The following is a 22116-nucleotide window of genomic DNA, read 5'->3' as shown; positions in this document are numbered from 1 at the left end:
TTTAAAGATTATTGATCTGTTGTTTTAGCTCGAAGCTATCTGAGGTGACATGTCTTTCGAGATTCTGCAACCTGAGTTCTAAATCACGAAACTGGTTGTTGACGTCTCTTAAGGCTGCCTTGGCTGGCTCCCCTGCCTGCCAAACCTTTTTCTTCACCTCGATCTCTTTATGTTGTTGCTTGTTCGTTGCGCTGCCGGGTTTAATATCCAAGATCATCCAGAGTAATACGTAGATGATAATGACAACTCCCGATCCCCCAAGCAAAAATATCGATGCTGCTACTACCCTTACCAACCAGGTTTCGAAGTTAAAGTAATCCGCAATCCCTGCGCATACTCCAGCTATCTTGCCTGACTCGGGAATTCGATATAAGGGGCGTCCACTAGATTCGCTCATCTCGATTCCTCCACTGCGGGGCCTCGCTATCTAAAATTGCTTCCAATGTTTCGATGCGTTGGGCCATCTTGTCTGCTTTACCAATCAACTCATTAAGCTGAGCATACTCTTCTTCAGTGAGTCCCTGGCTCACTTGGCGTTTACTACGATAATGCAGAATTAGCCAGATGGGCGCCACCACAACCATAAAGATAATAATGGGGGCTATTAATAAATCCAAATCCATAACTCACCTCAGAATTGTTGTTATTTAGTCTGTTTCTTAGCTTTAGCTGATTTGACCTTAGCCTTAAGGGCTTCTAGTTCCGCATTCACGGCATCATCAGCTTCCAGCGCAGCAAACTCGTCGTTAAGTGTCTTCTGGTTACCCAGATCATAGGCTTCCACCTGAGACTCAAGACCTTCAACACGACGCTCATACTGCTCGAAACGGCTCATGGCATTATCAATCTTGCTCGAATCCAGCTGACGCTTCACTTCTAAGCGAGAAGAAGCAGTCTGCTTACGCATAATGATAGTCTTCTGACGCGCCTTGGCATCGGCCAACTTCTCTTGCAGCAGGTTCACTTCCTCTTTCAAACGGCTGATCTGCTCTTCAACAACAACCAGTTCTTGCTCCAAAGTGGCCGCCAACTCACTGGCCTTTTGCTTTTCAAGCAAAGCGGCTTTGGCGAGATCTTCACGGTCTTTCGACAAGGCCAATTCTGCTTTGTCCTGCCAATCCTGCACCTGCTCTTGTACCTTAGCGATGCGACGAATGATCTCTTTCTTCTCAGCCAAGACTTTGGCAGAGGTCGAACGCACTTCAACTAATGTATCTTCCATCTCTTGGATGATCAGGCGAACCATTTTTTCTGGATCTTCTGCTTTATCGAGTAATGCACTGATATTAGAGTTAATAATATCTGCAAAGCGAGAGAAAATTCCCATAATACTGTCCTCAAATTTATGTTGGTTTCGCTAAGATTAATACATTAAGTGTGCCAACTTAACTATACCCATAAAAAACAATTGGTTAAACATATTTATAACTTTTTCTTTATTTTAATTCACGAGACACATATTATTATTTTCACCAATAATTAGCGTGAAAGACTAAAAAATAAAGTGGCCAATCAATTTCAACAAGACAACCTTATAGGTCAGTCAAACGCCCTCTTGGAAGTCCTAGAGCATGTATCAAAAATTGCTCCGCTATCAAAGCCTGTCTTAATTATTGGCGAGCGCGGCACAGGTAAAGAACTGATCGCCGAGCGCTTACATTATCTCTCTAAACGCTGGGATCAAAGCTTTATCAAGCTAAACTGTTCATCACTCAGTGAAAACTTGCTTGAAAGTGAACTCTTTGGCCATGATGCCGGCGCCTTTACCGGCGCGAATAAGAAACATGAGGGGCGTTTCGAACGTGCCGATGGCGGCACACTGTTTTTAGATGAGTTGGCCAACACCTCTGGACTCATACAAGAGAAGTTACTGCGGGTCATCGAATATGGTGAGTTTGAACGCGTGGGCGGTAGTAAAACCGTGCAGACCGATGTGCGATTAGTGTGCGCCGCCAACGAAGATCTGCCCTCACTCGCCGAAGCAGGCGAATTTCGGGCCGACCTGCTCGACCGCCTGGCTTTCGATGTGATCACGCTGCCACCACTGCGTCATCGTAAGGAAGATATCATGCCGCTAGCAGAATACTTTGCCATCGGCATGGCGCGCCAATTAAAACAGCTACAATTTGATGGCTTTAGCCCAAATGCAATAGAACAGTTAATGGAATACAGCTGGCCAGGCAATATTCGTGAGTTAAAGAACGTAGTTGAGCGCTCCGTCTATCGCAATACGGAGCAAGATGAAGCCATAGACAGCATAGTGATCGATCCCTTCGCCTCTCCCTATCGCCCAACGAATCGTGTCAAGACCAAATCTCGTCAAGCCCAGGTCGATACGCCGCGCCAGAGCGAGAGCGACACGGACAAGCCAGAGCCTAAGGCGCAAAGCACTGTCTCGACTGGCGATGAAATCTGTTTCCCCATCGACTTTAAAGAGCACTGCGAACATCAAGAGATCTCACTGCTCAAAAAAGCCTTAGAGACAGGTCAATATAATCAGAAGAAAACCGCCGAACTGCTCGGGCTCAGCTATCACCAGCTCAGGGGTATCTTGAAAAAGTACAACTTACTGGATAAATAACGCATTCAGGGGCAGATGATGTTTGCCCCTAACTCCATCCCACTGTTAAAATAAACCTCTTCATTCAAACAACTATTACATCTACTGATGAAAGAGCTGCTCAAACGTCTCACGTTAGGTTCGGCGTTTTGTTGTATTGTGCCACTGTTGTCAGCCTGTGGGCCAACACGCGTGCCCTCAGGCTTGGTCTACTGCTCTGAAGGCAATCCAGAATCTTTTAATCCCCAGTTGGTTACCTCAGGCACTACGGTCGATGCTACCTCACAGCAGCTCTATGATGGATTGGTCGATTATGACGCCAAATCGGGAGAGATGACCCCGTCACTGGCCACCTCTTGGCAATTAAGCGAGGATGAGAAGGTCTACACCTTTGAGCTACGCCAGGGCGTACAATTTCATCAGTCAGACAGTTTTACCCCGAGCCGTAATTTTAATGCCGACGATGTGCTCTTCTCTTTCAATCGCATTATCGACACTAACCATCCTTACCACTTTGTCTCCAAGACAGGTTACCCCTTTTTCCAGAGTATTGGCTTTGCCGAACTGATCGACGCTATTGAGAAGATTGATGACTACCATGTCGCCTTCCATCTCAAGCATAAAGATGCTTCTTTCTTGTCAAATCTGGCGACCGGGTTTGCGATTATTCTCTCCAAAGAGTACGCCGATCAGCTATTGCAATCTGGCCAAGCTGAGTTACTGGATAAACAAGCCATAGGCACTGGGCCGTTTCGTCTTATCGACTATGTTAAAAATGACTTTATCCGTTACTACCGCAACCCTGACTACTGGCGTCTCACCCCTGAAGTCGACCAGCTTGTGTTTGATATAACGCCAAAAAGCACCACTCGCTTAGCAAAGCTCATCACGGGTGACTGTAACATCTCAGCCTTACCAAAAGCGGGCGAACTGCCAGTTGTCATCGATAAAGACGATCTTGAGGTCGATTCACTGCCAGGATTTAATGTCGCCTTCTGGGCCTTCAACACAGAGCGTATTCCCCTCAATGATGTCAGGGTTCGGCGCGCGCTGGCTCACGCTGTAGACAAAGAAAACATTCTCAGAGCCGTTTACCATAAGACCGCAGAAGAGGCTGTCGGCCTGTTGCCGCCCCTCTCTTGGGCCTACTCCGCCAACGAAAGTCTGATCGATTATAACCCCGAGAAAGCCCGTCAATTGCTTAGCGAGGCTGGGGTTCACGATCTCACCATAGATATTTGGGCCATGCCTGTTGCGCGTATCTATAACCCTAACGCCCATAAAACAGCAGAGCTGATTCAGGCAGATATGGCCAACATTGGCGTCAAGGTCAATATCGTTAACTACGACTGGAGTGTATTCAATCAGAAACTGAGCCAGCACGGCTATGACTCAGTGCTTATTGGCTGGAACGCCGACAACAGCGACCCGGATAACTTTTTTACGCCGATCTTAAGCTGCGCCTCGGTGGGTTCTAACAGCAATCGCTCTCGTTGGTGTGACCCAGCATTTGATCAGATTCTCAATGCGGCGAAATCGACCACTGACAGAGCAAAACGCGCCAAGCTCTATCAGGAGGCGGAACACTATATTGCCCAGCAGATGCCATTGTTACCTTTTGCTCACGCCACCCGCCTGGTGGTCAAACAAAAATCGGTCACAGAATCTAAGTTAACGCCTTTTGGCGGTATCTCCTTTACCAACACCTCGGCGTCCCAGCCTGCTGCAAAGGAGAGTAACTAATGGCCAGATACCTGATCCGTAGACTCAATTTGTTCCTGGCAACCTCCTTTGTGCTCTTTTTGGTGATGTTTATCGCCACGGGAAAATTTCCGGTAGAACATACCTTCGCGCTAACTGGCTTACAATCACCAACCAGTGAAGAACTGATGCAGATAGAGCAAGACTATCAACTCGACAGTTCTCAAGTGCATCAGTTTATCGCCTATCTGCACCAGCGACTGACAGGTAATTTAGGCATTTCCGCGACCTCTCAAAACCCAGTTATCGATGAACTTTCGGCCGTGTTACCCGCCAGTTTCGAGTTAGGCATCGTTGCAGGCCTTATCGCCCTTATCCTCGGTCTTCCCTTAGGCGTCTTGGCTTCTTTAAGCAAACACAAGATCACACAGCACACCATTATGGCGATCACCCTGACAGGCTACTCTATCCCAGTATTCTGGTTAGGCCTGTCACTCTCGCTCTGGTTTGGCGTGCAACTGGGGTGGCTGCCCATTTCGGGCCAGATCAACCTGCTGTACGACATAAAACCTGTCAGCGGCTTTTTGCTTATCGATACCCTGCTGTCCGATTCACAATACGCGACATCGGCCTTTATTGACGCCCTGCTGCATATCATCTTACCAGCAGTAACACTTGCGGTACTGCCGTTTACCGTAGTGGTACGTATCACACGCTCAGCCATGATAACCATCATGGATCAGACCTATATCAAGGCGGCCGAGGCACGCGGATTGCGCACCAGTACCATAGTGCTGCGCCATGCCCTACCGAACGCCTTTGTCCCTGTATTGAAAAACCTTGGCCTGATGTTAGGCGCCTTTGCCAGCTATGCTATGGTTGTAGAAGTGATCTTTAGCTGGCCGGGCGTAGGCGCTTGGTTAGTCTCGGGGATTTATCAACGTGATTATACTGTGATTCAGGGTGGGATCTTAGCCGTTGCCCTAATTATCATCTTCTTGAGCATTCTTATCGAAGTGATCCATACGGCAATGAATCCCCTCAGCAGGAAAGAGCTTTATGCCGCAAATTAAAATCTATCAGGAAGATCATATTCCCTCTCCCCTGAGCCGGATCTGGTCAGCCTTTACCGACAATCCCTTTGCCTTCGCGGGACTCTGGGCCGTCTGTTGTCTGTTGCTCTTGGCACTATTTGGTCCGCTGATCGCACCTTATAGCCCGGAGCATCAAGATCCCCTGGCACTCTTGCTAGCGCCTTCATGGGAACCCTCTGGCACAGTAGAACATTTTCTCGGTACTGACGATCTGGGCCGGGATATCTTCAGTCGATTACTTCATGGCGCTCACCTGACCTTCGGTATGGCCCTTGCCATCGTAATTACCGCCCTCTTGGTAGGCTTTGTTATCGGCTCTATCTCAGGCATGATGACAGGGCTTAAATCCAGCATTCTCAGCCATCTATTAGATGCCCTGCTCTCTATTCCTTCGCTCTTGATGGCGATCTTAGTGGTTGCCGTGACAGGCCCTGGGCTTGGTAACGTATTCTGGGCGGTGGGCATCGCCTTAACGCCACAATTTGTGCGCGCCATTCACCAGGCGGTACATGAAGAACGGCAAAAAGAATATGTTACCGCCGCCAGACTCGATGGTGCCAACAGCCTACAGATCTTCTGGTATGTGATTTTGCCAAACGTAATGGATACCATGATTATTCAAACCACTCTAGGGATCTCCGCGGCTATCTTGGATATTGCCGCACTGGGTTTTCTCAATCTCGGGGCGCAGGCACCTAGCCCGGAATGGGGCGCCATGGTATCTCAAGGCATGGACAACCTACTCACCGCCCCTTGGACTGTGACCATCCCCGGCGTGGCTATCTTGTGCAGCGTACTGGCCATTAACCTTGTGGGCGACGGGCTGCGATCTGCCCTCTCCCCTATTCGCTCCTAATGAGACAAACCTATGCCACTACTGGACATTAGAAACCTCACCATAGAACTGGATACGCCCCATGGCCGAGTGAAGGCGCTGGAGCGGGTGAGTCTGACCCTTAATCCAGGAGAAGTGCACGGCTTGGTGGGAGAATCAGGCTCGGGTCGTACACTGCTTGCCAAAGCCATCTTGGGCATTCCAGGTCACAACTGGACCATACAAGCCGACCGCATGATGTGGGATGGCCAAAATCTGATGGATATGTCACCCAGCGAGCGCCGCGCGCTCATGGGCAGCGAAATGGCAATGATCTTTCAAGACCCTATCAGTAGCCTGGATCCGGCCATCGCAGTCGGCACTCAGATCATTGAGGCGATGCCGGAAAACAAAGATCTCCCTTGGTGGAAACGTGGCAGTGACAAACGTAAAAAAGCACAGCAATGGTTACACAAGGTCGGCATCAAAGAGACACAGAAGATCATGTCCAGCTATGCCTGGGAGTTATCAGACGGCGAATGCCAGAAGGTGATGATTACCATCGCCGTGGCCAACCAACCCAGATTGTTGATCGCCGATGAGCCAACCAACTCGATGGAAGTGCGCACCCAGGCACAAATATTTCGTCTATTGAGTAAGCTAAACCAGCTGCAAAACGTCTCTATCCTATTAATTAGTCACGAGTTAGAAACCTTATCCCAATGGAGCGACCGCCTAACTGTGATGTATAGCGGTCAGGTGATGGAATCGGGAGCGACAAGCGATGTGATCGCCAATCCCTATCACCCCTACACTAAGGCGCTATTGGACAATATTCCTGACTATTCAAATCCTGAACATCACAAGACCATGATGCAGACACTACCTGGCTCCGCGCCTGCGCTGCAACATCTTCCAATAGGTTGCCGACTCGGTCCGCGTTGTCCCCAGGCACAGAAACTATGTGTCAATCAGCCTAGCCTGTGTCATCAGAAAGACCGTTATTTTGCCTGTCATTTTCCTTATCACAATGAGCCATGCCATGAAGAGCCCCTTACTAAAAGTTGATCGACTGAGTAAAACCTTTTTCGCCGGCTATAAAGGCTTTAAGCGTCAGTATCATCACGCGCTCGAACCTATCTCTTTCGAGCTCAATCGTGGCGAGACCCTGGCGATTGTTGGTGAAACCGGCTCAGGCAAGAGTACCTTGGCACGCATTTTGGTCGGCGCGGAGCAACGCACAGATGGTGAAATTTTATTTGAGGGCGAAGCATTAGAGAGCCGTAACCTCAAACAACGCTGCCGCCTAATCCGCATGATCTTCCAAGACCCAAACACCTCACTCAACCCACGTCTTACTGTAGGTGAGCTCTTGGATGAACCCCTGAGGTTTAATACGGATCTGGACAAACAAACGCGTTTTGCCCAAGTGGTCGACACCTTAAGAAAGGTCGGCTTACTGCCCGAGCATGCCGACTTTTACCCCCATATGATCTCAGAGGGGATGAAACAACGGGTAGCCGTGGCCAGAGCCTTAATGCTAAACCCCAAAATCATCATAGCCGATGAGGCATTAACGGCATTGGATCTCTCGGTACGCTCACAGATCCTTAACCTGCTACTCAAGCTGCAGCAGGAGATGGGGCTCTCCTATATTTTCGTCTCCCACAACATGAATATCATCCGCCACTTTAGCGACAAGATCATGGTATTGCATCAGGGCAAAATGGTGGAAAAGGCCACGACTGAAAAACTGTTTAGTGCGCCACAACACGAATACACCCAGCGACTGATCCAAGAACAGACGATGTTTTCCTACAAGCGTTAAACTGCTCCAACCACTGGAGCATTAACGTCTTATTACTAAAAAACATGTGCCATTTCTTCTTGGTTTATTTATCCTTATGGCACTTTTTCAAGAGAAGCAGAAACATGATAATCAAACCAAAAACACGTGGCTTTATTTGTACCACCACTCATCCGGTTGGCTGTGAAGCAAATGTACTAGAGCAAATTAACATCACTAAGGCAAAAGGTCCGGTCGCAAACGGCCCCAAAAAAGTATTGGTGATCGGCTCTTCAAGTGGCTATGGTCTATCTTCACGCATCGCAGCGGCCTTCGGCAGCGGCGCAGCAACCCTCGGCGTCTTTTTTGAAAAACCAGGTACCGAAACTAAACCTGGTACGGCTGGCTGGTATAACTCTGCCGCCTTCGACAAGTTTGCAAAGCAAGATGGCCTATACTCGAAAAGCCTAAACTGCGATGCCTTCAGCCATGAAGCTAAGCAAAAGGCAATCGAGCTGATCAAACAAGATCTGGGTCAAGTAGACATGGTGGTTTATTCCCTGGCCTCACCAGTAAGAAAGCTGCCAGACTCCGGAGAGCTGGTACGTTCATCACTTAAGCCCATTGGTGAAACGTACACGGCAACGGCTGTGGATACCAACAAAGACCTTATCATAGAGACAAGTGTCGAGCCTGCTACTGAGCAAGAGATCCAAGACACAATTACCGTCATGGGTGGCCAAGATTGGGAATTGTGGATGAACGCCCTCTCTGAAGCCGGTGTCTTAGCCCCACAATGCAAAACCGTTGCCTACAGCTACATAGGTACAGAGTTGACCTGGCCTATCTACTGGCACGGTGCGCTGGGCAAAGCCAAGATGGATCTAGACCGCGCGGCACACGCACTGAACGATAAGCTGTCAGCCACTGGCGGTAGCGCGAATGTCGCTGTACTAAAAAGCGTGGTAACTCAGGCCAGCTCGGCGATCCCTGTAATGCCGCTATACATTGCTATGGTGTTTAAGAAGATGCGCGAAGAGGGCCTTCACGAAGGCTGTCAGGAGCAGATCAACCGTATGTTCCACGAGCGCCTCTACCGAGCCGATGGTGCAGCACCAGAGGTCGATGAGGCCAACCGTCTGCGCCTAGATGATTGGGAGTTACGTGAAGATATTCAGCAGCATTGCCGCGATCTGTGGCCTAGCGTCACCACCGAAAACCTCAGCGAACTCACCGATTATCGAGAGTACAAAGAGGAGTTCCTTAAGCTGTTTGGTTTCGGCATCGCCTCAGTTGACTATGAAGCCGATGTTAACCCTGAAGTGAATTTTGACGTAGAGCAGCTCTAAACTTTACCTAGCTGTGTGTCATGAAGAAAGCCACGGATCTATCCGTGGCTTTTTTATATTTGTCTCCCCTTGCGCCTGATAATGTTCATCAAAACGCCTCTGCTCGCCTCAATAACCTAATCTCCTTATCGACTACCCAATGCACTGGTTTAATGAGTTATCCGCTCTTAGCTGAACTCTGACACTCTGATTGCACCTTCACACTGTGATCTTAAAACCCATAGCCAACTTAGCTCGTTAAATGACAGATAATAAAAAAGCCAGTCACTTGGACTGGCTTTTTAAGGATACCCGATAGCTTTATTCAGCTGGCGAGTAAACCACTTCAGCTTCTGACTTCAGTGCGGCAATAAGCGAGCGGTAATCGTTTTCACTGTACTGCGAATTCAATCTTTGTTTCAACGCTGTCACCAGATTTGCATCGACTTGCTCAGGCTGATTAACTTTGTCTAAAATCACCACGGCATAACCATCAGCCAATGCTGCAGTATCAACCACTAGGTCACCTGAAGGTTGAGCCATTTCAAATGCCTTACTGACAATCGAAGTATCTATACCTTGCTCACCACGACTTAACTGAGTACGAGTGATCATCTCTTCTGAGATATCGCCGCCTTTAATGGCTGCCATTATCTCTTGAGCTTTATCACGAGCAAGATCGTTCGCCTTATCCTGTTTCAGACGCTCAAGGATGTTTGCTTTAACATCGGCAAACTCCATGGTACCGGCCTCAGTATGTGTTTTAACACGTACCACAACCACATGGTTATTACCCAGCTCAATTACGTCACTGTTCATGCCATCTAGCAATACGGTGTTAGAGAACGCCGCTTTGAGCACATCAGGAGAGTTAAGAGGCTCTGGTGCATTGTCACGAGTGAATACAGGGCTTGTCTTCACCGCAACGCCAACTTCTTTAGCCGCCTCAGATAGGGTATCAGGCACTTCATAGCTTACATCAGACAAGCGCTGCTGCAGCGAATAGTACTCGTTAACCGCCTTATCTTGCTGTAGTTGAGCGATGATCTTATCTTTCACATCCTCATAAGCAGAGGTCGATGCTGGCTGTAGGTCTAACAGCTTAATGATATGGTAACCAAAGCTGGTTTTAACCACATCTGAATACTGACCTTTTTCTAGAGCAAACAGCGTCTCATCAAATGGTGCTTCCATCACACCCTGCTCGAACCAATCCAGCTGTCCACCTTGCTCACCGCTAAAACTGTCGTCTGAATCGCTCTTAGCCAGTTCTGCAAAGTCTTCACCAGCTTTAAGTTTGGCTAATACCGCCTCTGCCTTCGCTTCGGCCGCGTCATCATCATCGCCAAGGCTAATTAAAATATGACCAGCTAAACGCTTCTCTGGCTGCAGATACTGCGCCTTGTTTTCATCGTAGTAGGTCTTAGCTTCTTCATCCGTGACCTGAACAGACGATGCCAACATATCGGCACTTAGCTCGATATAATCTAACGAAATCGTCTCAGGACGCACAAATTGCAGCTGATTTTGCTGATAGTAGGTATTAGCTTCTTCATCGCTAACAGTCACGCCCGCTAACAGGGGCTCAGCATCGACAACCTGATAACGGATATCGCGAGTCTGCCCTTGCAGCTTAGCCAGATACTCGGCCTCGCCAGGTAACACAAACTCAGACCCTACCACAGAAACCACCAACTGACGGCGAGTCATGTCGGCGCGCATCATGTCGCGAAAACTGTTGGCTTGATAACCCAGTTGACGAATAAGTGCCAGGTAACGATCGTTGTCGAATTGACCATCGGTTTGAAACGCAGGTTCGTTCATGATGGCTGTCTTGATCTGCTGATCTGACACCGTCAGTCCCAGTTCGGCAGCAGCTTGATCAACCAGTTTATCGGCGATCAAACGATCTAAAACACTCTGCTTCACGCTAGCCAGGTAACTCTCGTTACTGGCCAATGCATCGTACATCTCACCCAGTTGCTGCTCTAATCGAGCACGCTCGCTTTGATAGGCTTGCTCCAGTGCAGATTTACTGATCTCTTCACCATTAACCGTAGCCGCTGACGGCTCCGAGGATGACCCGAGGTAACTACTTACACCAGTAAATGCAAAGGACAATATCACAAGAACGAGAATGCCTTTAGCAATCACGCCTTGTGAGCCTTCGCGAATCTTTTCTAACATCAGATTTCTCGCTCGTTGCATTGAAAATAAAATGGCGCATCACCTATATGGAGGATGCGCCATTTTTGTAATTTGTAGACCTAGTTTACACAGTGCGTAATGTTAGGCCAACGGCTTGATAATGTGAATTGACATTATCAAAACCCTTACTCGTAAAAAGCACTGTCTAAACAGTGCTTATCAAACTACTCGTAAGGTTTACAAAGGCCACCTTAACTAAGAGTCTCTTAGTTTACAGCGTCTTTAAGTGCTTTACCGGCCTTGAATGCTGGAATGTTTGCTGCTGCAATCTTGATCTCTTTACCCGTCTGTGGGTTGCGACCAGTACGCTCTGCACGCTGACGCACTTCAAAAGTACCAAAACCAACTAGAGAGATTTTATCGCCATCTTTTAAGCCATCAGTCACAGCAGAAATAAAAGAATCTAGAGCACGACCAGCGGCCGCTTTAGAGATATCAGCACCAGAAGCGATTTTCTCGATTAGTTCAGATTTGTTCATGTCATCCCCTTGAATTTAATTTTTGCGCCGCAACCAAATCCTTCTCTAGAGCGGTCTGCGGAGGCTTTTTATAACAAGCTTGAATCTAAAGTTCAAGCCAAATAGGAAAACCTAAGAAATAAAATCGGAATAAGCCTAAAAACCAGCAGCGCCAAGGGCTGCAGCTAGAAAGCTATCCACAGACCTAGGCTACCACAGGTTTAGATTTTAAAAAGCCCCTTTTTGCATTTTTTTTAATGCAAATAGGCATTTTCTTGCGTTAGACCAAATTTTTAACAACTTCAAAGCCTTCGATTGGTCGTTCTAACGCCAACTTAAGAACTTCATCGACCCAGCGTACCGGTCTAATCTCAAGATCGGCCACCACATTAGCCGGAATTTCCTCAAGATCTCGTTCGTTTTCTTTAGGGATTAACACCAGCTTAGTACCGCCGCGGTGGGCCGCGAGCAATTTCTCTTTTAGGCCACCAATGGGCAATACTTCGCCGCGCAAGGTGATCTCGCCGGTCATGGCGACATCGGCACGTACCGGGTTACCCGTGAGGCTTGAAACTAAAGCCGTACACATCGCCGCGCCGGCTGATGGACCATCTTTAGGCGTCGCCCCTTCTGGCACGTGCACATGGATATCACGCTTCTCGTAGAAGTCTGGGTTAATGCCAAGCTGCTCTGCGCGGGCTCGCACCACTGTCATCGCCGCCTGAATCGACTCTTGCATCACATCACCCAGAGAACCGGTATAGGTCAACTTGCCCTTACCCGGTACAGAGGTGGCTTCGATGGTGAGCAGGTCGCCACCCACTTCAGTCCAGGCAAGACCTGTGACTTGGCCAATCTGGTTGTTCGATTCCGCCTTGCCATAGTCATAGCGCTGAACCCCCAGGTAAGACTTGAGATTGTCTTGATTGACGTCCACATGCTTAACCGACTTATCCAGCAGGATTTGCTTCACCACCTTACGGCAGATCTTAGACAGCTCACGCTCAAGTGCACGCACACCGGCTTCACGGGTGTAATAGCGAATAATGCCTATGATGGCACTCTCATCAACAGTCACCTCGTTGGCTTTCAGACCATTGCGCTCAATCTGCTTTGGCAGCAGGTGTTGTTTGGCAATATTAAGCTTCTCATCTTCCGTGTAACCCGACAGACGAATCACTTCCATACGATCAAGCAATGGACCAGGAATATTCATCGAGTTAGAAGTGGCGACAAACATCACATCAGAGAGATCGTAGTCCACCTCAAGGTAGTGATCGCTAAAGGTCGCGTTCTGCTCAGGATCTAACACCTCAAGCAGCGCTGACGCTGGATCACCACGCATATCACTGCTCATCTTGTCTATCTCATCGAGCAGGAACAGCGGGTTCTTGACACCCACTTTAGACATCTTCTGAATCACCTTACCTGGCATTGAGCCGATATAGGTACGACGGTGACCACGGATCTCCGCTTCATCACGCACGCCGCCGAGCGCAACACGGACGTACTTACGGCCCGTTGCCTTAGCGATAGATTGACCCAGAGAGGTTTTACCTACCCCTGGTGGACCCACAAGGCATAAGATAGGCCCTTTTAGCTGCTTAACACGGCTCTGCACTGCAAGATATTCTAAGATGCGCTCTTTGACTTTCTCCAGACCATAATGGTCTGTATCCAGAACATCTTGAGCTTTTGCCAGATCACGCTTGATCTTAGAGCGCTGCTTCCAAGGCACAGAGATCATCCAGTCCACATAACTGCGAACCACGGTAGCTTCAGCTGACATGGGTGACATCATCTTCAGCTTATTCAGCTCAGCGGTAGCCTTCTCTTTGGCCTCGCTCGGCATACCCGCTTCTTCAATCTTACGTGTCAGGGTCTCGAACTCGTCATGAGACTCGTCTATATCACCAAGCTCTTTCTGAATCGCCTTCATCTGCTCATTCAGATAGTACTCACGCTGGCTCTTCTCCATCTGCTTCTTGACGCGAGAGCGAATGCGCTTCTCCACCTGCAGCAGATCGATTTCAGATTCCATCATGGCCATCAGATATTCGAGGCGCTCAGAGACGTTGACCATCTCAAGCACAGCCTGTTTATCTTCCAGCTTGAGCGGCATATGTGCCGCCATGGTATCTGCTAAACGTGCGGCCTCATCGATACCCGAGAGCGAGGTCAATACCTCAGGCGGGATCTTCTTGTTCAGCTTAATATAACCTTCGAACTGGCCGATGGCCGAGCGCACCAGCACTTCCTCTTCCTTGTCGGCAAGCTCTTCCGATTCAAGGTATTGCGCCGTGGCAATAAAATACTCGGTTTCTTGAGTGTACTTGTCGATGCGCGCACGTTGGCCGCCTTCTACCAGCACCTTCACCGTGCCATCAGGCAGTTTCAGCAGTTGCAGGATAGAGGCGACGGTACCGACGTCAAAAATATCATCGCTGGTCGGTTCATCTAATTCAGCATCGCGCTGAGCCACTAATATAATCTGCTTGTCTTGCTCCATCGCCGCTTCCAGGCAGCGGATAGATTTCTCCCGCCCAACAAACAGGGGGATAACCATGTGCGGGTAGACCACCACATCTCTCAATGGCAGTACCGGGAGTTCGATTCGCGCTTCACGCTCTAAGGTCATAGCTCGATTCCGTTTGGTAACAATATTAATCAGTATATTGGGGTGTTTTAGTGGGTTTCAATGGCAAAAATAAAAAAAGGAGTCCAGTGGACTCCTTAATGATAGCTTAGCAGAGTGTTAGCCGAATTATTGTTCAGCAACGGCAGCTTGCGACTCGTTGGTTTCGTAAATCAAGATAGGATCTGACTCCCCCTTGACCACGGATTCATCGATAACCACCTTGGCCACATTTTCTGACGAAGGTAAGTCATACATGATATCAAGCAGTATACCTTCAACAATTGAACGCAGGCCACGAGCACCGGTTTTGCGGTCCATCGCCTTCAAAGCGATCGCCTTAAGGGCATCTTCTCTAAACTCGAGCTCTACCCCTTCCATTTCGAACAAGGCTGCAAACTGCTTAGTCAACGCGTTCTTCGGCTCAGACAGAATCTGAATTAGGGCCGCATCATCTAACTCTGCCAGTGTCGCCAAAACAGGCAGACGACCGATAAACTCAGGGATCAGACCGTATTTAACCAGATCTTCAGGCTCAACCTGCATCAGTACATCGGAAATGGTTGCCTTATCGGCCTCCCCCTTCACCTCGGCGCCAAAGCCAATACCGGTTCCCACATGAGAACGCTGCTCAATCACCTTCTCCAGCCCTGCGAACGCACCGCCACAGATGAACAGAATCTTAGAGGTATCAACCTGCAAGAACTCCTGCTGAGGATGCTTACGTCCGCCTTGAGGTGGCACAGCTGCTACAGTACCTTCAATCAGTTTAAGCAATGCCTGCTGTACACCTTCACCGGACACGTCACGGGTGATAGACGGATTATCTGACTTACGACTGATCTTATCGATCTCATCGATATAGACGATACCGCGCTGTGCCTTCTCGACATCGTAATCACACTTTTGTAATAGCTTCTGAATGATGTTCTCAACATCTTCACCCACATAACCGGCTTCGGTTAAGGTGGTGGCATCGGCCATAGTAAAAGGCACGTTTAAGAAGCGAGCCAAAGTCTCGGCCAGCAATGTTTTACCACTACCTGTTGGGCCGATCAGCAAGATATTACTCTTACCCAACTCGACACCATCTTTAGGCGTGGAATTCTTTAAACGCTTATAGTGATTATATACAGCAACAGATAAGACTTTCTTAGCCTTCTCCTGACCAATCACATAGTCGTCAAGATGTGCTCTGAGCTCATGTGGCGTAGGTAATCTGTCTTGATCTTGCTTAGGCGATATCTCACGAATTTCTTCACGGATGATATCATTACAAAGCTCTACACACTCGTCACATACATACACAGAAGGGCCGGCGATGAGCTTACGAACCTCATGCTGACTCTTTCCACAAAAAGAGCAGTACAGCAGTTTCCCGCTATCACCGTTGCTTTTGTTGTCGCCCATTAGTTTACCTCTTTTGCAGTTTCACTCACTGCACAATTCATCTCTATAGCCTTTTACTGATCATAGCTCAGCAAGCGACAAATATCAGCTTCGTTTATCGAGCACTGAGTCCACTAAACCATAGGCCTCGGCCTCGGTTGCACTCATAAAGTTATCACGATCGGTATCGCGCTCGATAACCTCCAGCGGCTGGCCAGTATGATCGGCAAGCATCTGATTCAACTTATTCTTGATACCTAAGATCTCTTGCGCATGAATCGCAATGTCAGAGGCTTGGCCTTGGAAACCGCCCAAAGGCTGATGGATCATCACACGCGAGTTAGGTAGACAATGACGCTTACCCTTAGCACCACCGGCTAACAGAAACGCGCCCATGCTGGCAGCCTGGCCAATACAAACTGTGCTGACGTTAGGCTTAATAAACTGCATCGTATCATAAATCGCCATACCTGCCGTCACCGAACCACCCGGAGAATTAATATAAAGATAGATATCTTTATCTGGGCTCTCAGACTCAAGGAACAGTAGCTGAGCAACGATTAGGTTTGCCATATGCTCCTCGACCTGACCGACGAGGAAGATCACTCGCTCTTTTAGCAGACGAGAATAAATATCATATGAACGTTCTCCTTTGGCCGTTTGTTCAACAACCATAGGCACAAGTGCATTCAGTACTGATTCTGGCGCATTTTGCATTATTAACTTCCCTAAATAAAAACGGCTCGCATGAGGAGCCTCATACGAGCCATTATAAATGGCTAACAGCCATTTAAGTCAAGCATAGGTTACGCGCGACCAGTAGCCTTGTTCATAAATTCTTCGAATTGAACTGCTTTCTCTGTCACTTTAGCCGTTTTCAGCAGAGCTTCAACCGCTTGCTCTTCTAGCGCAACGTTGCGCATGTTCTGCATCATCTCTTGGTTGTTATTGTAATATTCAATAACTTCCTTTGGATCTTCGTAGGCAGACGCCATAGAAGCGATCAGTGCTTGTACACGCTCATCATCCGCTTTCAGCTCGTTAGTCTTGATCACTTCACCAAGTAGCAGACCGACTTTTACGCGGCGCTCAGCTTGCTCTGTGAACAGATCAGCTGGTAGCTCAGGCATGTTAGCGGCTTGGTTACCAAAACGCTGCATTGCTTGTTGACGAAGTACGTTAACTTCACCGTCGATCAGTGCCTTAGGCAGATCGATCTCGTTTTGCGCTAGCAGACCGTTTAGTACTTGATCTTTAACGTTAGCCTTAAGCGCTTGCTCAAGCTCACGGCTCATGTTCTTGCTGATCTCAACTTTAAGGGCTTCTAGGCCACCTTCAGCGACACCGAACAACTTAGCGAACTCGTCGTTAACTTCAGGCAGGTTAGCCGCTTGTACTTCTTTCAAAGTGATAGCGAACTTAGCCACTTTACCCTTCAGGTTTTCTGCGTGGTAATCTTCTGGGAAAGTCACTTCGATATCGAATGTTTCACCCGCTTTATGACCTTCAACGCCAGACTCGAAGCCTGGAATCATGCGGCCACTACCCAGTTGTAGTTCGAAATCTTCAGCCTTGCCGCCTTCAAACTCTTCACCGTCGATAGAACCCACGAAATCGATCTTCGCTTTATCGCCTTCAGCCGCTTCACGCTCAACCACTTCGAACGTTGCGTGTTGCTTACGCAGAGTTTCGATCATCGCATCTACATCAGCATCGGTTACTTCAGCAGTTGGTTGTTCAACTTCAATTGCATCTAGACCTTTTAGTTCTACTTCTGGGTAGATTTCGAAGGTTGCAACAAACTGGAAGTTTTCGGCATCGGTCTCACCAGGAACAAAAGTTGGTGCACCCGCTGGGTTCAATTTTTCTGCGATGATGGCTTCAACGAAATTACGTTGCATCACTTCACCAGTGATCTCTTGACGAATCGCTTTACCGTAACGCTTGTTGATCACGCTTACAGGTACCTTGCCTGGACGGAAACCAGGAATACGTGCACGCTTAGCTTCATTTTTCAAACTATCAGAAACGGCTTTTTCAATCTGCTCAGCTGGAACAGAGATAGTTAGGCGGCGCTCTAAACCTTGTGTTGTTTCTACAGAAACTTGCATTGTTTTACCTCGAAATATGTCAAACGTCTTTTGTAATAGCCGAATCATCAACTATTAAGGTATTCGTTTCTTGATCTAAAAAAACGACTAAAATGCCTTGGTAACTGGGTTTGGCAGTCGTCGCACATAGTTGAAATTTATCAAGACGCGACATTATAGCCACGGTTTTCTGCATAGTCGAGCCTCAAAGCTCGAATTACAGACGTAAAAAAAGCGACCTTAGGTCGCTTTTTTTATTTTCTTCAAAAGAAGTGGGGTGACTGATGGGACTTGAACCCACGACAACCGGAATCACAATCCGGGGCTCTACCAACTGAGCTACAATCACCACTGATTTGGTACGCCCGGCAGGATTCGAACCTGCGGCCATCCGCTTAGAAGGCGGATGCTCTATCCAACTGAGCTACGGGCGCGTCGTTATGAACTTGGTTCATATCCTAACAGGGCAAAATAGCGTATCCACACTATTTAAAAATTTGGTCGGTGATAGAGGATTCGAACCTCTGACCCTCTGGTCCCAAACCAGATGCGCTACCGGGCTGCGCTAATCACCGAAAGTCTAACACTCTCAACACTCACTGGGTGTCGCTGAGAACGGAGCGCATATTATCCCCTCACATGGTTAGCGTCAACGATTTTTTTGCAATGACGACGCACATGACTATTTAAACAGCTATCCGAAACTTTATTAAACAATCCGGGCAAATATCTGCGCGAATAACCCGTTTCCACACTTCAGCTTGGCCTTTTTAACAATGCAATGATAATAGGCGCCTTAGCTGGCATTATCCATATATTAGAACTGTCTATTATCGTCCTAAGTCAATGACAGTTTCCGCCCCCCCTGTTAAAATGTCGCCGATTTTTTATTATCGCGCCATATTAAGGAAATCCACCCCCCATGACAGCACAAATAATCGATGGCAAAGCGATTGCTCAATCCATTCGAAAGCAACTAAGTGCCAAAGTAACCGCCCGCAAAGAGGCTGGAAAGCGTGTACCGGGACTAGCCGTTATTTTAGTCGGCGCCGATCCGGCTTCTCAGGTTTATGTCGGCAGCAAGCGCCGCGCCTGTGAAGAAGTTGGCTTCCTATCACAATCTTTTGACCTGCCAATCGAAACATCTGAGGCCGATCTATTGGCCCTGATCGACAAGTGCAACCAAGATCCTGCGATTGACGGCATCTTGGTGCAACTGCCGTTACCTGATCATATCGAAGAATCGAAGGTGATCGAGCGCATTCAGCCCGATAAAGATGTCGACGGTTTCCATCCTTATAATGTCGGTCGTCTGGCGCAGCGCATTCCTGTGCTACGCTCATGCACACCTATGGGGATCATGACCTTAATTAAATCAACAGGCGTAGACACCTACGGCCTAGATGCAGTTGTCGTTGGCGCATCGAATATTGTTGGTCGCCCAATGACATTAGAGCTGCTATTGGCCGGCTGCACCACGACGACCTGTCACCGTTTTACCCGTGACCTTGAAGATAAAGTCCGCCGCGCCGATCTGGTCGTGGTTGCTGTGGGTAAACCACACTTTATTCCAGGTGAGTGGATTAAACCCGGTGCCATCGTTATCGATGTCGGGATCAACCGTTTGGAAAACGGCCAACTGGTTGGTGATGTGCAATATGATGTGGCCGCTGAGCACGCTAGTCATATCACACCAGTACCTGGTGGCGTAGGTCCTATGACAATTGCCAGCCTACTGGAAAATACCCTGTTTGCGGCCGAGAACTATCACGACTAAGCGCAGTAAATCTGATTGTGGTCCGGGTGGTAACACCTCCAGCAATCAATGCCCACAAAAAAGCCTGCACAGTTAATGCAGGCTTTTTTATTAAGTGGTTTTTACAACAAGACAGCTAAAGCAATCTCACTGGCTAACCGATAGCTTATTTTTTACGCCATGTTGTGCCTTCTGGGCCATCTTCTAAGATCACCCCAAGAGCATTCAGACCATCACGGGCCACATCTGCCGCAGGCCAATCTTTTTCAGCGCGGGCACGGTTACGCTCGGCGATTAGGGCTTCAATTTGAGCAACCTCATCGTCACTGCCCTGACCTTTAAAGAAGGCATCCACATCTTGATCTAAAATGCCTAGCACATCACCTAGCTGCTTAAGGCTTACACCCAGAGCAGAAGCTGCAGCCAAATCGTCCACCTTAAGGCGGTTGATCTCGCGCGCCATATCAAACAGCACAGAGTAGGCCTCAGGAGTATTAAAGTCATCGTCCATGGCCGCAGTGAACTTAGCCACATACTCGGTCGCTGGCGCCGCCTCGACGCTAAGTTCCAAGCCTTTTAACGCCGTATAGAGTCGCTCAAGCGCCGCCTTAGCCTGCTTAAGGTTATCTTCTGAATAGTTCAATTGACTGCGATAGTGACCCGACAGCAAAAAGTAACGCACAGTCGAGGCATCATAATGCGCAAGCACATCACGAATGGTGAAGAAGTTGTTCAGTGACTTCGACATCTTCTCCTTATCCACCATCACCATGCCGGTGTGCATCCAATAATTCACATAAGGCGTATCATGGGCGCAGCATGACTGTGCTATCTCATTTTCATGGTGCGGAAACTGCAGATCCGAACCGCCGCCATGGATATCAAAATGCTCACCCAAATGCTTACTGTTCATTGCTGAACATTCGATATGCCAACCAGGGCGACCCGGTCCCCAAGGTGAATCCCATGTTGGCTCACCTGGTTTAGACATCTTCCAAAGCACGAAATCCATAGGATCACGTTTGTTTTCATCGACTTCAACGCGGGCACCCGCCTGCAGCTGATCTAGGTTCTGCCCTGATAGACGACCATACTCAGGGAATGAAGCCACACTGAAAAGCACATCGCCATTGTCGGCAATATAGGCATGATCGCGCTCAATTAGACGTTCAACCATCTCAATGATCTCAGGCATATGCTGAGTCGCACGCGGCTCGAAGTCAGGACGCTTCATGTTGAGCGCATCGAAATCACGATACATCTCTTGGGTTAATCGCTCAGTCAGTGCATCGCAGCTCTCGTTATTCTCTGCGGCGCGCTTAATGATCTTATCGTCGACATCGGTAATGTTACGCTGAAAGTTCACATCGTAACCTTTATACCTCAGGTATCTGACGATCATGTCGAAAGCAACAAACGTACGTCCATGACCAATATGACACAAATCATATATGGTGACCCCGCAGACATACATGCCGACTTTACCTGGCTGTAATGGCTTAAATTCCTCTTTTTGGCGGGTAAGACTGTTGTATAGCTTCAACATCGATTTTCTCTACAAATTATTGACTACAATTGGGTCGCTCAGTCTACCACCTGAAAACAGGGTCTTCCAGCGTGATAGCGTGAATCTAAAGCGTTTTTTGTTACGCCGCACATTCTACAGCTAACAAGAGGTAAATATTCAGGCGCTGGGATCAGGGAAAGATGATAAAAGTCGTGCCATCCCTTTATGCATCATGGTTAATAGGCTAGAATCGGGCGCTATCTGAATAAGTAACCATGATGAGATACAGTCATATGATCACAATGCAAACCAACCACGGTGTTATCAAAATTGAACTTGATGCCGAAAAAGCCCCTGTAACCGCAGCTAACTTCATTAAGTACGCTAAAGACGGTTTCTATGACGGCACCATTTTTCACCGCGTAATCGATGGTTTCATGATCCAAGGCGGCGGATTTACCGAAGATATGTCGCAAAAGCGTTGTAACGAAGCCATTGAAAACGAAGCCAACAATGGTCTATCTAATGTTGTAGGCACCATTGCCATGGCACGTACTTCAGATCCTCACTCGGCCACGGCACAGTTCTTCATCAACATCAACGACAACACCTTCCTCGACTTTAAATCTGAGTCAGTACAAGGCTGGGGTTACTGCGTGTTCGGTAAAGTGGTTGAAGGCATGGATGTGGTTAACCAGATCAAGGCAGTGGCTACGGGCAATCGCGGCATGCATCAAGATGTACCGCTAGAAGCTGTTGTTATCGAAAGCGTTACCGTTGCTGAGTAAGC

At 48.2% G+C, this 22116-nt stretch carries 19 protein-coding genes and 3 tRNA genes; 9 read left to right on the top strand and 13 right to left on the bottom strand.

Annotated elements, in window-relative coordinates:
- Position 1: 1 nt before the first annotated feature.
- The 3 genes from pspC to pspA are packed head-to-tail and all read right to left on the bottom strand — an operon-like array spanning position 2 to position 1327.
- Entirely contained in the window at positions 2-397 is a 396-nt protein-coding gene (gene pspC / locus NY07_RS02175) for an envelope stress response membrane protein PspC (RefSeq protein WP_033537676.1), read from the bottom strand.
- Positions 384-623: an envelope stress response membrane protein PspB gene (gene pspB, locus NY07_RS02170; protein WP_011866292.1), complete on the bottom strand. Its 240-nt coding sequence runs from the start codon at positions 621-623 to the stop codon at positions 384-386. The genes pspC and pspB overlap by 14 nt, the downstream gene beginning before the upstream one ends.
- Positions 624-643: 20 nt before the next feature.
- Positions 644-1327 (bottom strand): phage shock protein PspA, encoded by a 684-nt coding sequence (gene pspA, locus NY07_RS02165; RefSeq protein ID WP_033537675.1) that lies wholly within the window; start codon positions 1325-1327, stop codon positions 644-646.
- 177 nt (positions 1328-1504) lie between these two features.
- Between pspA and pspF the strand changes: the two genes are divergently transcribed.
- From pspF to fabV, 7 genes are all read left to right on the top strand, one after another.
- A complete protein-coding gene (pspF, locus tag NY07_RS02160; RefSeq protein ID WP_033537674.1) occupies positions 1505-2581 on the top strand; it encodes a phage shock protein operon transcriptional activator in 1077 nt (358 codons plus the stop codon).
- Positions 2582-2668: 87 nt separating this feature from the next.
- Positions 2669-4303 carry an ABC transporter substrate-binding protein gene (locus NY07_RS02155; protein WP_033537673.1) on the top strand — a complete coding sequence of 545 codons (1635 nt, stop codon included), beginning with the start codon at positions 2669-2671 and terminating at the stop codon, positions 4301-4303.
- Positions 4303-5334, top strand: a complete 1032-nt coding sequence (locus NY07_RS02150) for an ABC transporter permease subunit (RefSeq protein WP_033537672.1) — start codon at positions 4303-4305, stop codon at positions 5332-5334. Before NY07_RS02155 ends, NY07_RS02150 begins: the two co-directional genes overlap by 1 nt.
- Positions 5321-6211, top strand: coding sequence for an ABC transporter permease subunit (locus NY07_RS02145; RefSeq protein ID WP_033537671.1), 891 nt, complete (start codon positions 5321-5323; stop codon positions 6209-6211). The genes NY07_RS02150 and NY07_RS02145 overlap by 14 nt, the downstream gene beginning before the upstream one ends.
- A gap of 12 nt (positions 6212-6223) precedes the next feature.
- A complete protein-coding gene (locus NY07_RS02140; protein WP_033537670.1) occupies positions 6224-7237 on the top strand; it encodes a peptide ABC transporter ATP-binding protein in 1014 nt (337 codons plus the stop codon).
- Entirely contained in the window at positions 7212-7997 is a 786-nt protein-coding gene (locus NY07_RS02135) for a peptide ABC transporter ATP-binding protein (RefSeq protein ID WP_033537669.1), read from the top strand. Before NY07_RS02140 ends, NY07_RS02135 begins: the two co-directional genes overlap by 26 nt.
- 104 nt (positions 7998-8101) lie before the next feature.
- A complete protein-coding gene (fabV, locus tag NY07_RS02130) occupies positions 8102-9304 on the top strand; it encodes an enoyl-ACP reductase FabV (RefSeq protein WP_033537668.1) in 1203 nt (400 codons plus the stop codon).
- A gap of 300 nt (positions 9305-9604) precedes the next feature.
- Here the strand turns inward: fabV and ppiD are convergent, their stop codons facing one another.
- The 9 genes from ppiD to NY07_RS02085 all read right to left on the bottom strand — a co-directional run bounded on the left by ppiD (position 9605) and on the right by NY07_RS02085 (position 18638).
- Positions 9605-11470: a peptidylprolyl isomerase gene (gene ppiD, locus NY07_RS02125; protein ID WP_033537667.1), complete on the bottom strand. Its 1866-nt coding sequence runs from the start codon at positions 11468-11470 to the stop codon at positions 9605-9607.
- Positions 11471-11697: 227 nt separating this feature from the next.
- A complete protein-coding gene (locus NY07_RS02120) occupies positions 11698-11970 on the bottom strand; it encodes an HU family DNA-binding protein (protein ID WP_011866302.1) in 273 nt (90 codons plus the stop codon).
- A gap of 259 nt (positions 11971-12229) precedes the next feature.
- The gene (gene lon / locus NY07_RS02115; protein WP_033537666.1) at positions 12230-14587 is read right to left on the bottom strand and encodes an endopeptidase La; all 2358 of its coding nucleotides are present in this window, start codon (positions 14585-14587) and stop codon (positions 12230-12232) included.
- A gap of 126 nt (positions 14588-14713) precedes the next feature.
- Entirely contained in the window at positions 14714-15994 is a 1281-nt protein-coding gene (gene clpX, locus NY07_RS02110) for an ATP-dependent protease ATP-binding subunit ClpX (RefSeq protein WP_033537665.1), read from the bottom strand.
- A gap of 84 nt (positions 15995-16078) precedes the next feature.
- On the bottom strand, positions 16079-16690 hold the full coding sequence (gene clpP / locus NY07_RS02105; protein ID WP_033537664.1) for an ATP-dependent Clp endopeptidase proteolytic subunit ClpP: 612 nt from the start codon (positions 16688-16690) through the stop codon (positions 16079-16081).
- An 89-nt stretch (positions 16691-16779) separates the two neighbouring features.
- Positions 16780-18084: a trigger factor gene (gene tig / locus NY07_RS02100; protein WP_033537663.1), complete on the bottom strand. Its 1305-nt coding sequence runs from the start codon at positions 18082-18084 to the stop codon at positions 16780-16782.
- Positions 18085-18336: 252 nt separating this feature from the next.
- Positions 18337-18412 (bottom strand) — tRNA-His (locus NY07_RS02095).
- Between the two features lie 8 nt (positions 18413-18420).
- Positions 18421-18497 (bottom strand) — tRNA-Arg (locus NY07_RS02090).
- A gap of 64 nt (positions 18498-18561) precedes the next feature.
- Positions 18562-18638, bottom strand: a tRNA-Pro gene (locus NY07_RS02085).
- Positions 18639-18985: 347 nt separating this feature from the next.
- Here NY07_RS02085 and folD point away from each other — a divergent pair.
- A complete protein-coding gene (gene folD, locus NY07_RS02080) occupies positions 18986-19840 on the top strand; it encodes a bifunctional methylenetetrahydrofolate dehydrogenase/methenyltetrahydrofolate cyclohydrolase FolD (protein ID WP_033537662.1) in 855 nt (284 codons plus the stop codon).
- Between the two features lie 145 nt (positions 19841-19985).
- Here folD and cysS read toward each other — a convergent pair whose 3' ends face one another.
- The gene (gene cysS, locus NY07_RS02075; RefSeq protein ID WP_033537661.1) at positions 19986-21365 is read right to left on the bottom strand and encodes a cysteine--tRNA ligase; all 1380 of its coding nucleotides are present in this window, start codon (positions 21363-21365) and stop codon (positions 19986-19988) included.
- 254 nt (positions 21366-21619) lie between these two features.
- Here cysS and NY07_RS02070 point away from each other — a divergent pair, with 254 nt between their 5' ends.
- Positions 21620-22114: a peptidylprolyl isomerase gene (locus NY07_RS02070; protein ID WP_033537660.1), complete on the top strand. Its 495-nt coding sequence runs from the start codon at positions 21620-21622 to the stop codon at positions 22112-22114.
- Positions 22115-22116: the final 2 nt, after the last annotated feature.

Source organism: Shewanella sp. ECSMB14101 (assembly GCF_000773485.1).
Lineage (GTDB): Bacteria > Pseudomonadota > Gammaproteobacteria > Enterobacterales > Shewanellaceae > Shewanella > Shewanella marisflavi.
This window is presented reverse-complemented; position numbering and strand designations above follow the sequence as displayed.

What these genes read in the sequence shown, in the direction of transcription:
- cysS (WP_033537661.1), bottom strand. Translation starts at nt 21,365, where the DNA reads ATGTTGAAGCTATACAACAGTCTTACCCGCCAAAAAGAGGAATTTAAG.
- pspB (WP_011866292.1), bottom strand. Translation starts at nt 623, where the DNA reads ATGGATTTGGATTTATTAATAGCCCCCATTATTATCTTTATGGTTGTG.
- NY07_RS02145 (WP_033537671.1), top strand. Translation starts at nt 5,321, where the DNA reads ATGCCGCAAATTAAAATCTATCAGGAAGATCATATTCCCTCTCCCCTG.
- pspA (WP_033537675.1), bottom strand. Translation starts at nt 1,327, where the DNA reads ATGGGAATTTTCTCTCGCTTTGCAGATATTATTAACTCTAATATCAGT.
- clpX (WP_033537665.1), bottom strand. Translation starts at nt 15,994, where the DNA reads ATGGGCGACAACAAAAGCAACGGTGATAGCGGGAAACTGCTGTACTGC.
- tig (WP_033537663.1), bottom strand. Translation starts at nt 18,084, where the DNA reads ATGCAAGTTTCTGTAGAAACAACACAAGGTTTAGAGCGCCGCCTAACT.
- ppiD (WP_033537667.1), bottom strand. Translation starts at nt 11,470, where the DNA reads ATGTTAGAAAAGATTCGCGAAGGCTCACAAGGCGTGATTGCTAAAGGC.
- folD (WP_033537662.1), top strand. Translation starts at nt 18,986, where the DNA reads ATGACAGCACAAATAATCGATGGCAAAGCGATTGCTCAATCCATTCGA.
- clpP (WP_033537664.1), bottom strand. Translation starts at nt 16,690, where the DNA reads ATGCAAAATGCGCCAGAATCAGTACTGAATGCACTTGTGCCTATGGTT.
- NY07_RS02070 (WP_033537660.1), top strand. Translation starts at nt 21,620, where the DNA reads ATGATCACAATGCAAACCAACCACGGTGTTATCAAAATTGAACTTGAT.
- fabV (WP_033537668.1), top strand. Translation starts at nt 8,102, where the DNA reads ATGATAATCAAACCAAAAACACGTGGCTTTATTTGTACCACCACTCAT.
- NY07_RS02140 (WP_033537670.1), top strand. Translation starts at nt 6,224, where the DNA reads ATGCCACTACTGGACATTAGAAACCTCACCATAGAACTGGATACGCCC.
- NY07_RS02150 (WP_033537672.1), top strand. Translation starts at nt 4,303, where the DNA reads ATGGCCAGATACCTGATCCGTAGACTCAATTTGTTCCTGGCAACCTCC.
- NY07_RS02135 (WP_033537669.1), top strand. Translation starts at nt 7,212, where the DNA reads ATGAAGAGCCCCTTACTAAAAGTTGATCGACTGAGTAAAACCTTTTTC.
- NY07_RS02120 (WP_011866302.1), bottom strand. Translation starts at nt 11,970, where the DNA reads ATGAACAAATCTGAACTAATCGAGAAAATCGCTTCTGGTGCTGATATC.
- NY07_RS02155 (WP_033537673.1), top strand. Translation starts at nt 2,669, where the DNA reads ATGAAAGAGCTGCTCAAACGTCTCACGTTAGGTTCGGCGTTTTGTTGT.
- lon (WP_033537666.1), bottom strand. Translation starts at nt 14,587, where the DNA reads ATGACCTTAGAGCGTGAAGCGCGAATCGAACTCCCGGTACTGCCATTG.
- pspC (WP_033537676.1), bottom strand. Translation starts at nt 397, where the DNA reads ATGAGCGAATCTAGTGGACGCCCCTTATATCGAATTCCCGAGTCAGGC.